Source organism: Saliniramus sp. (assembly GCF_035311605.1).
Classification (GTDB): Bacteria; Pseudomonadota; Alphaproteobacteria; order Rhizobiales; family Beijerinckiaceae; genus Saliniramus.
Genome location: NZ_DATGCW010000031.1, coordinates 1 through 13,984, shown reverse-complemented (window position 1 = coordinate 13,984; position 13,984 = coordinate 1). Strand labels below are relative to the sequence as shown.

General features: G+C 65.0%; 13 protein-coding genes. 12 read left to right on the top strand and 1 reads right to left on the bottom strand.

What is annotated here, in order from left to right; all coding sequences use genetic code 11:
- From atpD to VKP01_RS01550, 4 genes are all read left to right on the top strand, one after another.
- Positions 1-1,162, top strand: a 1,162-nt coding sequence (gene atpD, locus VKP01_RS01565; protein ID WP_324409878.1) for a F0F1 ATP synthase subunit beta, incomplete at its 5' end; no start/stop codon positions are given.
- A 91-nt stretch (positions 1,163-1,253) separates the two neighbouring features.
- Complete coding sequence (locus tag VKP01_RS01560; RefSeq protein WP_324409877.1) at positions 1,254-1,655, top strand: F0F1 ATP synthase subunit epsilon; 402 nt, start codon at positions 1,254-1,256, stop codon at positions 1,653-1,655.
- A gap of 289 nt (positions 1,656-1,944) precedes the next feature.
- Positions 1,945-2,445 (top strand): universal stress protein, encoded by a 501-nt coding sequence (locus VKP01_RS01555; RefSeq protein ID WP_324409876.1) that lies wholly within the window; start codon positions 1,945-1,947, stop codon positions 2,443-2,445.
- A gap of 69 nt (positions 2,446-2,514) precedes the next feature.
- Positions 2,515-3,366, top strand: a complete 852-nt coding sequence (locus VKP01_RS01550) for an urea carboxylase-associated family protein (protein ID WP_324409875.1) — start codon at positions 2,515-2,517, stop codon at positions 3,364-3,366.
- A 55-nt stretch (positions 3,367-3,421) separates the two neighbouring features.
- Here VKP01_RS01550 and VKP01_RS01545 read toward each other — a convergent pair whose 3' ends face one another.
- Entirely contained in the window at positions 3,422-3,994 is a 573-nt protein-coding gene (locus VKP01_RS01545; protein ID WP_324409874.1) for a L,D-transpeptidase, read from the bottom strand.
- A 367-nt stretch (positions 3,995-4,361) separates the two neighbouring features.
- On the opposite strand from VKP01_RS01545, the gene VKP01_RS01540 reads away from it, so the two are divergent.
- From VKP01_RS01540 to VKP01_RS01505, 8 genes are all read left to right on the top strand, one after another.
- Positions 4,362-4,964, top strand: coding sequence for a YceI family protein (locus tag VKP01_RS01540; RefSeq protein ID WP_324409873.1), 603 nt, complete (start codon positions 4,362-4,364; stop codon positions 4,962-4,964).
- 58 nt (positions 4,965-5,022) lie between these two features.
- Positions 5,023-6,339, top strand: coding sequence for a cytochrome b/b6 domain-containing protein (locus VKP01_RS01535; protein WP_324409872.1), 1,317 nt, complete (start codon positions 5,023-5,025; stop codon positions 6,337-6,339).
- 232 nt (positions 6,340-6,571) lie between these two features.
- Positions 6,572-6,961, top strand: a complete 390-nt coding sequence (gene clpS / locus VKP01_RS01530) for an ATP-dependent Clp protease adapter ClpS (RefSeq protein ID WP_324409879.1) — start codon at positions 6,572-6,574, stop codon at positions 6,959-6,961.
- A 117-nt stretch (positions 6,962-7,078) separates the two neighbouring features.
- On the top strand, positions 7,079-9,565 hold the full coding sequence (gene clpA, locus VKP01_RS01525; RefSeq protein WP_324409871.1) for an ATP-dependent Clp protease ATP-binding subunit ClpA: 2,487 nt from the start codon (positions 7,079-7,081) through the stop codon (positions 9,563-9,565).
- Between the two features lie 68 nt (positions 9,566-9,633).
- Positions 9,634-10,560: a hypothetical protein gene (locus VKP01_RS01520; RefSeq protein WP_324409870.1), complete on the top strand. Its 927-nt coding sequence runs from the start codon at positions 9,634-9,636 to the stop codon at positions 10,558-10,560.
- Positions 10,561-10,584: 24 nt separating this feature from the next.
- A complete protein-coding gene (locus tag VKP01_RS01515) occupies positions 10,585-11,316 on the top strand; it encodes a TlyA family RNA methyltransferase (protein WP_324409869.1) in 732 nt (243 codons plus the stop codon).
- Entirely contained in the window at positions 11,309-12,631 is a 1,323-nt protein-coding gene (locus VKP01_RS01510; protein WP_324409868.1) for an RNA methyltransferase, read from the top strand. Before VKP01_RS01515 ends, VKP01_RS01510 begins: the two co-directional genes overlap by 8 nt.
- Before the next feature lie 263 nt (positions 12,632-12,894).
- Positions 12,895-13,984 (top strand): DUF2336 domain-containing protein (locus VKP01_RS01505; RefSeq protein ID WP_324409867.1); only part of this gene is annotated, 1,090 nt, incomplete at its 3' end.

Below are 13,984 nucleotides of genomic sequence, written 5' to 3'. Positions count from 1 at the left end.
GCGTATCATGAACGTCATCGGCGAGCCGATCGACGAGGCCGGCGACATCGAGATGGAGGGCTTGCGCGCCATCCACCAGGAAGCGCCGAGCTATTCCGAGCAGTCGACGGAAGCGCAGATCCTGGTCACCGGCATCAAGGTCGTCGACCTGCTCGCGCCCTATTCCAAGGGCGGCAAGGTCGGCCTGTTCGGCGGCGCGGGCGTCGGCAAGACCGTGCTGATCCAGGAGCTGATCAACAACATCGCCAAGGCGCATGGTGGTTATTCGGTCTTTGCCGGCGTGGGTGAGCGCACCCGCGAGGGCAACGATCTCTACCACGAATTCATCGATTCGGGCGTGAACAAGAAGGGCGGCGGCGAAGGCTCCAAATGTGCCCTCGTCTACGGCCAGATGAACGAGCCTCCCGGCGCGCGTGCCCGTGTCGCCCTGTCCGGTCTGACCATCGCCGAGCATTTCCGCGATCAGGGCCAGGACGTGCTGTTCTTCGTCGACAACATCTTCCGCTTCACCCAGGCGGGTTCGGAAGTGTCGGCGCTGCTCGGACGCATTCCCTCCGCGGTGGGCTATCAGCCGACGCTCGCCACCGATATGGGCGGCCTGCAGGAGCGCATCACGACCACGACCAAGGGCTCGATCACATCGGTGCAGGCGATCTACGTCCCCGCCGACGACCTGACCGACCCGGCGCCCGCCACCTCCTTTGCCCACCTCGACGCCACGACGGTGCTCAACCGCTCCATCGCCGAGAAGGGCATCTACCCCGCCGTGGATCCGCTGGATTCCACCTCGCGCATGCTCGACCCGCTGATCATCGGCCAGGAGCATTACGAAGTGGCCCGCGCGGTCCAGCAGACGCTTCAGCGCTACAAGGCGCTGCAGGACATCATCGCCATTCTGGGCATGGACGAGCTCTCGGAAGAGGACAAGCTCGCCGTGGCGCGCGCCCGCAAGATCGAGCGCTTCCTGTCGCAGCCCTTCTTCGTGGCGGAAGTGTTCACCGGCGCGCCCGGCAAGCTCGTCTCCCTCGAGGATACCATCAAGGGCTTCAAAGGGCTGGTCGAAGGTGAATACGATCACCTTCCCGAGGCCGCCTTCTACATGGTCGGCAGCATCGAAGAAGCCGTCGAGAAGGCGCAGAAGCTGGCAGCCGAAGCCGCGTAAGCCGATCGACGATCCCATGTGGCCCGGTCTTGCGACCGGGCCGTGACCCGCCGTCGGCGGGCCTCATTGCGAGCGCATCAGGAACGAACCAATGGCCACCTTCCACTTTGAACTCGTCGCCCCGGAGCGCATCCTCTATTCCGGCGAAGTCGAGGCCGTGGAACTGCCCGCCACCGAAGGCGACATGACTGTCCTCGCGGGCCATGCCCCGGCCATGACCACGTTGCAGACCGGCTTTCTCGTCGTCGGCGAGGGGGCTGGCAAGGGCAAGCGGATCCTGATCCAGGGCGGTTTCGCCGATATCGGTCCAAAGGGCGCCACCATCCTCGCCGAGCGCGCCACGCCGGTCGAGGAACTCACGACCGCCTCGCTGGAGGAAGAGATCCTGCGCGTGCGCACAACGGCTGATTCGAAGGATGAGGGTCCGGAAAAGGAAGCCCTCAAGGCGACGATCCACAAGCTCGAAGAAGCCAGGGCGACCCTGCGCGGCTGAGGCCGCCGGCTCGCGGCGCGGCAATCCCGTGGCGCACGGATTCCCGTCGGCACAGCGAAGACGCAGATGATGCACAGGGGCGCCACCACCCGCCCTTCGCATGTCGGTTGATGTGCGAGATGCAGCGCCGCTTTGGCGAGGCCTGTAGATCGCTCCGCAGGTTTGCGCGCCTGTCTATCCCCATCTCGTGCCCATCCCCGGTTCTTGCCCATCCTTTCCGCTTGCCGATCCCGCTTCAGCCGTGCAGCATCGGGCGCCTTGAGAGCAGCCTATCCGCCGGAGACCGTTCATGGCCTATTCCCGACGACGCTCCTATGAACCCGGGCACCGACCCAAATTCCTCGTCATCATAGACGAGACCCACGAATGCGCCCGCGCGGTTCGTTTTGCAGCGCGCCGCGTGGCGCGGCTGGGCGCAAAGCTTGTGCTGCTTTCGGTTTCCGAACCGCCTGACGGCTTCGAATGGCTCGGTGTGGGGGACGTGATGCGTGCCGAGGCCGAGGAAGAGGCGCAGGAGCGGCTCGAACAGGCCGCCGAAATCGCGCGTGAGGCGGCGGGCGTTCAATCGGAACACGCCATCCGCATGGGCGCCAAGACCGATGAAATCCTCAAGCTGATCGAGGAGGATGAAGACATCTCCTTCCTCGTGCTGGCCGCCGGCACCGCCTCCGAAGGTCCCGGCCCGCTGGTCACGAGCCTCGCCGGCAAGGCGGCATCGACCTATCCGGTTCCCGTGGTCATCGTTCCCGGCGGGCTGAGCGATGAGGAGATTGACGCGATTGCCGGCTGAACGGTTCCCGACCCTGCGCCTATCACAAATCACAGGTCAACCCCGATGATCCGCGATCCTTTTGCTTTCATGGGCACTTCGACGCTCCCCGCCGACGCTGCCGTGCGCCGTGCGGCACCCGCCGTGATCTGCTATCCCACGCACACCTTGCCGACACCTGACATGGCCGCGTATTGTGCGGTGCGTGAAACGCTCACCGCGCGGGAAACGATCGTCGTGCCGCCCCGTGAGGCCGGCTGTTTCGAGGTGCCTCCCGGATGGTTCTTTCGCATCCGGTCGATCGAAGGGCCGCAGGTCGGCGATCTCAACCTGTTCAATGCGCGCGACCGCTCAGAGCGTTTTTATTCCGGCAAGACCCGTGCGCTCCACGGCACGCATATCGGCACAGGCGACCGGTTGTGGTCGGGCTTTCCGCATCTGCGCCCGATGGCGACGATCACGCATGATACGCTGGGCTGGTACGGCATCGATGCCGATGGCGGCGCCGTGCACGACGTCATCGGTACGCGCTGCGATCCGTATACACATCACCTCCTGAGCGGCGGCGACAGTTACCATCATTGCTGCCACTCGAATCTCACCCGTGCCCTCGTGCGCCATACTGGGCAACCGGTTGCCGATGTCGAGGCCGAGATCCACGATGTCCTCAACGTGTTCATGTGCACCGGCTTCACCCGCGATACGGGCCAGTATTTCATGAAGGCGAGCCCGGTGCGCCCGGGGGATTTCCTGGAATTCTTCGCCGAGATCGAGATTCTGGGCGTGCTCTCGGCCTGTCCCGGTGGCGATTGCTCCAGCACGCATTCCAGCGATGCGGCGCGCTGTTATCCGCTCGAAGTCACGATACTGGAGCCGCAAACGTCTCCCGCTGGCTGGAAGTCTCCGCCTTTGAACGGCTACGACCGCAGTCACGGCATGTAATGCACGGACGACAATTCAGAGCGCCCGGCCTGACTCCGTCGGGCCGGAACGCGCGCTAATTGCGCACTACCACCCGCGCCCCGACGCGCACCCGGTCATACAGATGCCTGACATCGGCATTGGTCATGCGGATGCAGCCGGAAGACACCGCCTGGCCGATCGTGTGCGGCTCGTTTGAGCCGTGGATCCGGTACAGCGTGCTGCCGATATAAAGGGCGCGCGCGCCCAGCGGATTGGCCGGTCCGCCCGGCATATGCACCGGCAGATCGGGCTGGCGGCGGCGCATGGCGGCCGGCGGGCGCCAGTCGGGCCATTCCCGCTTCATGCTGACGCGGTTGCGCCCGGTCCAGGAGAAACCGTCCCGCCCGACACCAACGCCGTAGCGATAGGCCTTGCCGTCTTCGAGAACGAGATAGAGCGCGCGCTCGGAATTGCTGACGACGATCGAGCCGGGCGGCTCCCGCGTCTCGAAATCCACAACGCGACGCGGTTTCGGAGCCGAGACATAGCTCGTGATATGCCGGTCGAGGTCATGCACGCTGGCCTGAACGCCACCACGCACATGTTCATCCGCAGCATGCTGTGTACAAGCGCCAAGCGCCATGATCAGCGCCGTCAGGCCAGCCATGATCAGGCCCCGGCGTCCATACCCCGCTGTCATTCGCATCACTTGTCCCCCTCGCCCCGACATGTCCGGAGCGTCCGACACGCAGATCTGTCGGGCGTTCCCGGTGATTGTCTTGCCACATCGTTTCATCCGTCGGCGCATATCGATCCGGCAGAATCCCGCGCATATGGCATATCGGTAACGGATGGTAAGCGAGAATGGTTAACGAAGCTATCCGCACCGCCTTTGGCCCGCGACAAGTGTCAGTTTCTTGCAAATACGCAAATTATCATCGGCGTTGCACTGGTAGAACTGGCTGCTGATCCGTTTATCGTGTGCACCAGCGCAAGATCTGCGTGCTGCGACCCCTTGATTCCGGAGATACTCCATGCAGTCCACATTCCGCCGTACTACCCTTCCCCTGATGCTCGCCATCGCCCCGCTGCTCGTCGCGCCTTTCGCTTCCGGCGCCGCAGCGGCCGAGCGTTACGTTCTCGATGCCAGCCACAGCCAGATCCTCTTCAGTTACGATCACCTGGGTTATTCCACCACCTACGGCCTGTTCTCCGGCTTCGACGGCGAGATCGTCTTCGATCAGGACGACCCCGCCGCCTCTTCGGTCACGGTGAGTTTTCCCGTGCGTTCGATGCTGACCGGCTGGGAAGCCCGGTTTTCGCATTTCATGTCGGAGGATTTCTTAGACGCTGCCGATGACGAGATGGTCAGCTTTGTCTCGACCGGTATCCAAGTCACCGGCGAAGATACGGCCCTCATCACCGGCGATCTCACCCTGAACGAGATTACCCGCGAGGTGGTGCTCGATGCCCGGCTGAACGCTGCGGGCATGCATCCGATGGAAGAGCGCGAATGGGCCGGGTTCAATGCCACCACAACGCTCATGCGCAGCGATTTCGAACTCGGCATGTTCGCCCCCTTCGTCAGCGACGAAGTCGACGTCGTGATCTCGATCGAAGCCATGCAGGCCGAGTGAGGCCTCCCCCCTGCGTGCCGTTCGCCGGCACGCAATCAATCGTGAAAGAGGCGCCGTCATGGCTCGATCATCCGATCAGGCAAGCCCGGACAGAACTGATGCGAATGCGGCAGCGCAGGCATCGAAGTCGGCAATCTGGCGAAACAGTGCTGCGCGTTACGGGCGTGTGGCCATGGCCCTGCACTGGCTGACGGCGCTGCTCATCCTGATCGCTTTCCCGCTCGGGCTGATCGCCAATGCCTGGCCTTACGAGACCACGGCGCAATTCGCCCTGAAGGCCAATCTGTTCTCGGTTCACAAGACGCTGGGCATCGCGGCCTTCTTCACTGCCGTTGCCCGCATTCTCTGGGCATTGACGCAGCAGCGTCCCGGACCGCTGCGTCCCGAACGCAAGGCCGAACGGTTCATGGCGGAGACGGTGCATTGGTCGCTCTATCTCGCCATGGTGATCGTGCCGCTGAGCGGCTGGATGCATCACGCGGCGACAACGGGCTTCGCACCGATCCTGTGGCCGCTCGGGCAGGGCCTGCCGCTCGTGCCGCAAACGCCGGCTTTCGCCGAGGCGGCCGGCGCCGTGCACTGGCTTTTTACCAAGATTCTTGCCGCGAGCGTGCTTCTGCATGTCGGTGGTGCACTCAAGCACCATCTCCTCGACCGTGATGACACCCTGCGGCGGATGCTGCCCGGCAGCCGGGTTTCGGTATCCGGTCCCGCACTGCCGGGCGTCGGGACCGGGCGTGCCGGTTTTGCGCATGCCGGGGCGCTCGCCGCTTTCGTCATCGCCTTCCTCGCCATCGCTCTCGCGCCGGCCCTGCTGACGCGCGATGCGCCGGTACAAGCCGCGCTGGCGGCAGATGACGCATCCGTCTCCGGGCAGTCCGTGACGGAGGGGCCGTCATGGCGTGTCGAGGAGGGGCGGCTCGGTTTCGACGTGACCCAGATGGGCAGTACCGTTTCCGGCAGCTTCGCCGATTGGAGTGCCGAGATCATCTATGATCCGCAAGCCCCCGCCGAGCGGCGCGGCAGCGTCGCGGTGACGATCGCCATCGACAGTCTGAGTCTTGGCTCGGTGACCAGCCAGGCCAAGGGTGCCGATTTCCTCGACGTTGAGAATCACCCCCGCTCGCGTTTCGAGGCGACGATTCGTGAAACCGATGACGGCCATGTGGCAGACGGCATGCTGTCTCTCGCCGGTGCGCAGGTGCCGGTCAGTCTGCCCTTCAGGCTCCGGCAAGACGGTGACCGTGCCTCGGCCGAGGGGGCGGTGCGGGTCGATCGCCGGGATTTCGGGATCGGAGAATCGCATACGGATGAGAGCGCTGTCGGCTTCGGAGTCGATATCATTGTTTCGCTCGATGCCGTTCGCGTCCGGTGACATCACCGCATCCTGCACGATTCCGTGGCAGGCTCCGGGGGGGCGATTGCCTTGGCGGTGAATGGTTTGCGGCGCAGATGACGCTTCGCCGCATGCCCTGTCTGTCGGGACGGGGCTGGCGAAGCGGGGTCCGCCTCTCTACATTAGCGTATCAACGGGATTGATCCTGCGGCCCGATCGTTTCATCATTGGGGTTCGTAATCATTCCACAACGGAGTTCAAGCCGTCGACAATGATGGGGTCGTTTGTGTTCAACCGGGTCGTATCCGGCATAGTGGAAGTGCATGCCAGCGACCCGCGTGCGCCGGATGACGGCGACGACGGGCGCGATGCGACCGGAATCATTACCAAGACGCAGCCCCGGACGAAGCGTCCGAGCCTGTATCGGGTTTTGTTGCTCAATGACGATTACACACCGATGGAGTTCGTCATCGCGGTTCTCGAGCGATTTTTTCACAAATCGCGCGAGGACGCCACGCGGATCATGTTGCATGTGCACCATAACGGGGTGGGAGAGTGCGGTATCTTCACCTTCGAAGTGGCGGAAACAAAGGTGACGCAGGTGATGGATTATGCCCGCAAGCATCAGCACCCGCTGCAATGCGTCATGGAAAAGACCTGATGATGTGCCCGTGATGGAAGGATCGGCAATGCCATGAGAACCCTGAACTGCCAGTGCCGTCCTTCACATCTCAACCGCGTCCGACCGTAAGTCACGCAAACCGATCAGAGGCCAGCCTTGCCGAGCTTTTCCCGCTCCCTAGAACAAGCGCTCCACCGGGCCCTCGCCCTCGCCGGCGAACGGCGGCACGAGTATGCCACGCTGGAGCATCTCCTTCTCGCACTGATCGACGATCAGGATGCGGCGGCGGTGATGCGCGCCTGCAATGTCGACATGACGACACTGAAGACCAATCTCGTCGAATATGTCGACAACGAGCTGGCCAATCTCGCCACCGGTGCCGGCCAGGATGCCAAGCCGACCGCCGGATTCCAGCGCGTGATCCAGCGCGCCGTGATTCATGTGCAATCCTCAGGCCGCGAGGAGGTGACGGGCGCGAATGTGCTGGTTTCGCTCTTCGCCGAGCGTGAGAGCCATGCCGCGTATTTCCTGCAGGAGCAGGACATGACGCGCTATGACGCGGTCAATTACATCTCCCACGGGATCGCCAAACGTCCCGGCGGCTCGGAGCCGCGCACGCCGCGCGGTGCCAGCGAGGAAGAGGCGCCCGAGCGTCGCTCGGGTGAGGAGGGTGAACGCCAGAAGAAGAAGGCGGATGCGCTCGACGCCTATTGCATCGATCTCAATGCCAAGGCGCGCCAGGGCCGCATCGACCCCCTGATCGGGCGCGAGAACGAAGTGCGCCGCACCATTCAGGTGCTCTGCCGGCGCCAGAAGAACAACCCGCTCCTCGTCGGCGATCCGGGCGTCGGCAAGACCGCCATCGCCGAAGGTCTGGCGCGCAAGATCAACGAGGGTGAGGTTCCCGAGGTGCTCGCCGGGACGACGGTGTATTCTCTCGACATGGGCGCCCTGCTCGCAGGAACGCGTTATCGCGGCGATTTCGAAGAGCGCCTGAAGCAGGTGGTCAAGGAGATCGAGGCGCATCCCAACGCGGTCATGTTCATCGATGAGATCCACACCGTGATTGGTGCGGGTGCCACGTCAGGCGGGGCAATGGATGCCTCGAATTTGCTCAAGCCGGCTCTGGCGCAGGGAACCCTGCGCTGCATCGGCTCGACCACCTACAAGGAGTATCGCCAGCATTTCGAGAAGGACCGCGCTCTCGTTCGGCGCTTCCAGAAGATCGACGTGAACGAGCCCTCGATCGAGGATTCCATCGCCATCATGAAGGGCCTCAAGCCCTATTACGAGGAATTCCACGGCCTGCGCTTCTCCAACGATGCAGTCAAGGCGGCCGTCGAGCTCTCGGCGCGCTATATCAATGACCGCAAGCTGCCGGACAAGGCCATTGACGTGCTGGACGAGACCGGCGCCTCGCAGATGCTGCTCCCGGAGAACAAGCGGCGCAAGACGATCAGCGTCAAGGAGATCGAGACGACCATCGCATCGATGGCCCGGATCCCGCCCAAATCCGTTTCCAAGGACGATGCCACGGTGCTCGAGAATCTCGAAACCGAGCTCAAGACGGTCGTGTACGGCCAGGAGGCAGCGATCGGGGCACTCTCCTCGGCGATCAAGCTGGCGCGCGCGGGGCTGCGTGAACCGGACAAGCCGATCGGCTCATACCTGTTCGCAGGACCCACCGGGGTCGGCAAGACCGAGGTGGCGCGCCAGCTGGCTTCCTCGCTCGGCGTCGAGCTCCTGCGCTTCGACATGTCGGAATACATGGAGCGCCACACGGTGAGCCGCCTGATCGGCGCACCGCCCGGCTATGTCGGTTTCGACCAGGGCGGGCTTCTGACGGACGGCGTCGACCAGCATCCCCATTGCGTGCTGCTGCTCGACGAGATCGAGAAGGCGCATCCGGATCTGTTCAACATCCTTCTGCAGGTGATGGATCACGGCAAGCTCACGGACCATAACGGCAAGCAGATCGACTTCCGTAACGTCATTCTGATCATGACCTCTAATGCGGGCGCCGCCGATCTGGCCAAGCAGGCCTACGGTTTCACCCGGACGCGGCGGGAGGGCGATGATACGGAAGCGATCAACAAGCTGTTCACGCCGGAATTCCGCAATCGTCTGGATGCGGTGATCTCCTTCGGCGCGCTGCCCCGCGAGACGATCTATCGTGTGGTCGACAAGTTCGTGATGCAGCTCGAGGCGCAGCTCGCCGATCGCAATGTCACGATCGAGCTTTCAGACCCGGCGCGCGACTGGCTTGTGGAGCGCGGCTACGATCCGACAATGGGTGCACGCCCGATGGGGCGCGTCATCCAGCAATCGATCAAGACGCCGCTGGCGGATATCCTGTTGTTTGGCAAGCTCAAGGGCGGCGGGGCCGTGCGCGTCGTCGTCGCCGAGGACGAAAACGGCGAATCGAAGCTGGATTTCGAATTCCCCGAAGGTCCGGTCAAGCCGCGCAAGGAAATCGAGCCCAAGCCGAAGAAGCCGCGCCGCAAGCGGGCCTCCCCGGCGAAATCATCCAGGTCGAAATCCGGTGGTTCCGGCGGCAAGCCAGGGCCCGATGGCGGCAACAAGGGCGGTGATGGCCCCGGCGGGGTGCGCACCGTTCCCAAGGTGCCTTTGGTGCGCGCATGAGTGGCGCGCCCCAAAGGCCGCCGCATCCCGCAACGCCGCCCGTCGATCAGCAGCGGCGGGAACCGCGGATGGATGAGCCCCGGCCCGAGGACCTTCCGATGGAAGATCCGCGTCTGCGGGATCCGCGCTATCAGGCACGCCTCCGGCAAGGCTTGCAGTATCAGGATCCGTTCCGGCCTGATCCGCCGCCGGCGGGGGCGCCACCGCAGCATGACCAGCCTGATCCGGGCAGGCATGCGCAGCAGGCTGCTCCGCAATCGGCACCGCAGGCCGCGCCCGATCCGCAGGCGCGCTGGCATGATCCGCATGGCGGGACCTACCATCCTGCCTATGATCCTGGCTATTCCGCGCTCGATCAGGCGGTCGATGTGCCGCATCGCCCGAGCCCCGGGCCCGGGTATCTGCCTGTGGATCCGGTCAGTCGGGGCTATCAGGATCCGCATGGCCCGCAGCCGGCCCATGGCTGGGCGCCGCCCGGCGCTCCACCCGCCACCCCGATGCCGCAGGCGCCACCGCGCATGCCCCGCAACGTGCATCCGCAGGCCGAGCACGACGACGTTTCCCGGCTGCCCCCCTGGCTGCGCCGGACGGCTGCGCTGGTCAGTGCGGGCGCAGCATCCGCCGCCGCGACCGGGCGTGCGGGAATCGCCGGATTGCGCGCGCGTCGGTCGGAAAAGGCACGCGAACGCGCGCGGTTGGAAGCCGCCCGAGCCGCTGATGCCGTCGATTCCGGTATCGATGCCCAGGGCCCGGGAAGTCCCGCAAATTCTGGAATGCGCCCGACGCGTCAGCCGGGCCAGAAGCTCACCGCGAAGGAGCGGCGCTGGCAGCGACGGCGCCGTCGGCACGTGGCCGAGGAGATTGCCGGCTGGATTCTGGTGCCGATCATACTGATCGCGCTGTATTTCGCCCTGATCGGCGGGCTCGCCCTGTTCGGTCTGACCCTCGAAGACCTGATGGACGCGCTGCGCACGATTCGTGCCCAGTTCAGCTGATTCGAAGGCGGAAAGGCCAGCGCCATGGCACGCAGCCGCGCCGATACCGTGCTCGTGGCGAGGGGTATCTTCGAAAGCCGCGCCCGCGCCCAGGAGGCAATTCGGGCCGGTCTTGTCAGTGCCGATGGCACCCGCGTGCGCAAGGCCTCCGAAAGCATCGCCGAGAATGCCGAGATCGAGGCGCGGCAGCCGCATCCTTATGTCTCGCGTGGCGGGCTCAAACTCGCCGCTGCGCTCGATGCCTTCGCCATCGATCCGCATGGACGAGTCGCCTGTGATCTCGGCGCCTCGACCGGCGGCTTTACCGATGTGCTGCTGCAGCGGGGTGCGCGGCGGGTGCATGCGGTCGATGTCGGGCGAGACCAGCTGCATCCGCGCATCGCCGGCGATGCGCGCGTCGTGGCGATGGAGGGCTGCGATGCCCGCAGCCTCGACGCGCAAGCCTTTCCGGAAGTGCCGGACCTGCTCGTGGCCGATGTCAGCTTCATATCCCTGAAGCTCGTCATCCCGCCGGTCCTGCCGCTTCTGGCGCCACGGGCGGAAATCATCCTCCTGATCAAACCGCAATTCGAGGCCGGGCGCGCGGCGCTCGGCAAGGGCGGAATCCTGCGCGATGAAGCCGTGCAGCGCGATGTCTGCGACGCCATTGCGCGGCTGCTCGATGATGCAGGCGGGCATATGCTCGGGTTGATCGAATCGCCGATTCGCGGCGGTGACGGTAATCGTGAATTCCTGATCGGAGCCCGTCTTGGCTGAAGCTGTTCCCGCATTCGCGCCTTTCGAGGTCATGATCGAGCGCTTGGGTGCCCGTGGCGACGGTATTGCCCGGCATGGCGATGCCATTCTGCACGTGCCTGGCGCGCTGCCCGGCGAGACGGTGCGGGTGTTTCGCGATGAAGGCAGCCGCGCCCTGTGCGACGGTGACGACGCGATTCGCGTGGCCTCGCCGGAGCGCATAGCGCCGTTCTGCCCGGTTCACGGGCGCTGCGGGGGATGTGTCGCGCAACATATGGCACCGGATCTTTATGCCAGGTGGAAACGCGGGCTGCTCGAACACGCACTGTCGCGCGCGGGTCTCGAAACCGAGGTGGCGCCGCTGGTTCCGGCCGCAGGGGCAGGGCGGCGGCGGCTGACCTTTCATGCCATGCGTGACGATAACGGTGTCCTGCGCGTCGGTTTCATGGCCGCGCGCAGCCATGACCTTGTGGCGATCGATCATTGTCCCGCGGCCGAGCCCGGGCTGGCCGGCGCGCCGCAGATCGCCCGGCTTCTCGCAGAGGGGTATCTCGCCGAGCAGTCGGCAGCGGCCTGCGATATCCACGTGACGTCGAGCGTCAACGGTCTCGATATCGATCTGCGTGGCGGGCGAAGCGGCGCTTCGGGGCCGTCGGCGGGATTGCGCCGCCGCCTGATCACGCTTGCCGATGAGTGTGATCTCGCGCGGCTGTCGGTTGCCGGTGAGACGCTGGTGATGCGCCGCCCGCCGCTGCAGCCGATGGGGCAGGCGGCTGTTCTGCCGCCCGCCGGCGGCTTTCTGCAGGCGAGCGCAACGGGCGAAGCCGTTCTGGCGGCACATGTGCGCGATGCGCTGCGGGCGCGACCCGCACCGGGCACAACGAAGAAGAAGCGCAAGCCCGTCCGCCGCATCGCGGAGCTGTTTGCCGGCTGCGGCGCCTTCACCCTGCGACTCGCCGAGGAGGTCGCCGTGCATGCTGTGGAGGCCGATGCGGGGGCGCTCGTCGCGCTTGATCGCGCCGCCCGTGAGACGCCGGGCCTCAAACCCGTCAGCCATGAGCGGCGCGACCTGTTCCGCCGCCCGCTGCTCATGCCGGAGCTTTGCGCCTTCGACGCTGTCGTGCTCGATCCGCCGCGCGCCGGCTGTGAGGCACAGACGCGCCAGCTGGCCCGGGCGCAGCTGCCGCTCGTGGTCTATGTGTCCTGTGATCCCGTGACGCTTGCCCGGGACGCCGCCCTGCTGGTGGCGGCGGGTTACCATCTCGAAACCGTGATACCGATCGACCAGTTCGCCCTGACGGCGCATCTTGAATGCGTCGCCGTGCTCAGAAAGTGATCTTTCCGACCAAAACCGCAGTGTTGTGCGCCGGTTTCCGGCCAAAATTGCCCTGATCCTGTCAATTCCTGCAGTGGATTACGGGGATGGCAGCAACTGCGCAGATCATTGCAGACAATTTTACAGACCCGTTTGACCCGCCGCATACGGCCCGCAACGTAACGTGACGTCATCACAGCCGAGGCCGCGTCGCACGCGGCCCTCATAAGGGAACCGGGCCGGTGCCGCAGGGCGCTGCTCGTCTTGAAACAATGGTGTATGGCTTGATCGAAGATCTCGAATCCGCGATCGCACGCTCGTCGCAATCGCGTCGCACCGACCATCTGCGTCGGGTCACTGATCTGTTCCTGCGCGATGCGCCGGCGCTCAGCGAAGAACAGGTCGATCTGTTCGACGTGGTCATCGCCCGATTGGCCAATGCCATCGAGGCGCGCGCGCGCATGGATCTGTCCGAGCGGCTGGCCGAGGTGCCGAACGCGCCGCGCGGCGTCGTGCGCTCGCTCGCGCATGATGAGATCGGCATCGCCCGTCCGGTCCTGACCCGCTCGGAGCGCCTCTCCGACGACGATCTCGTCGCCGTTGCTCTCGCCAAGGGACGCGAGCATATGCTCGCCATCTCCGAGCGCCGGGCGCTGACGGAGCCGGTCACCGATGTTCTTGTCAAGCGCGGCGACCGGATCGTGGTGCATGCGGTCGCCGGCAATCCCGGCGCGCGCTTTTCCGATGACGGGATGGCGACGCTGGCCGAGCGCGCCCGCGCCGATGAAGCCTTGCGCAATGTGCTCACGGATCGTGACGATGTCGATCCCGAGCGCCTGCGTCAGCTCATGGCCATCGCCAAGGAGACGGTGCGCAACCGGTTGCAGGACGACACGCCCGAGGGCGCTCTGGACCATGCGCTCGAGATCGGGACGCTCGGCCTCGAAGCCGAGATCGTCCCCGGTGCGCGCGATTACCGCCCGGCCATCGAGATCGTCGATGCGCTGGAAGCGGAGCGACCGCTGGTCGAGCAGGATCTGATGGACTTTGCCGGTGCGCAGAAATTCGAGGAATGTGTCTGCACCGTTGCGCGTATGGCTGATCTGTCAGTCCAGGCGGCTGAGCGGCTGTTTGACGAAGGGGATGCGGAGCTGCTTCTGGTCGTCGCGCGTGCGCAGGACTGGTCATGGCCGACCCTGCGCCTGATGCTCAAGCTGCGCGGCGACGCGGCCACAGCCCCGCATCTGATGCGCAAGGCGAAGGAAACCTTCGAACAGCTAAAGCCGAAGACGGCCGAGCGGGTCTTGCATTTCCTGAAAGCGCGCGAAGCGAGCCAGCAACGTGCGAGCCGCAAGGCCGCGTTCCGGCAGGGCG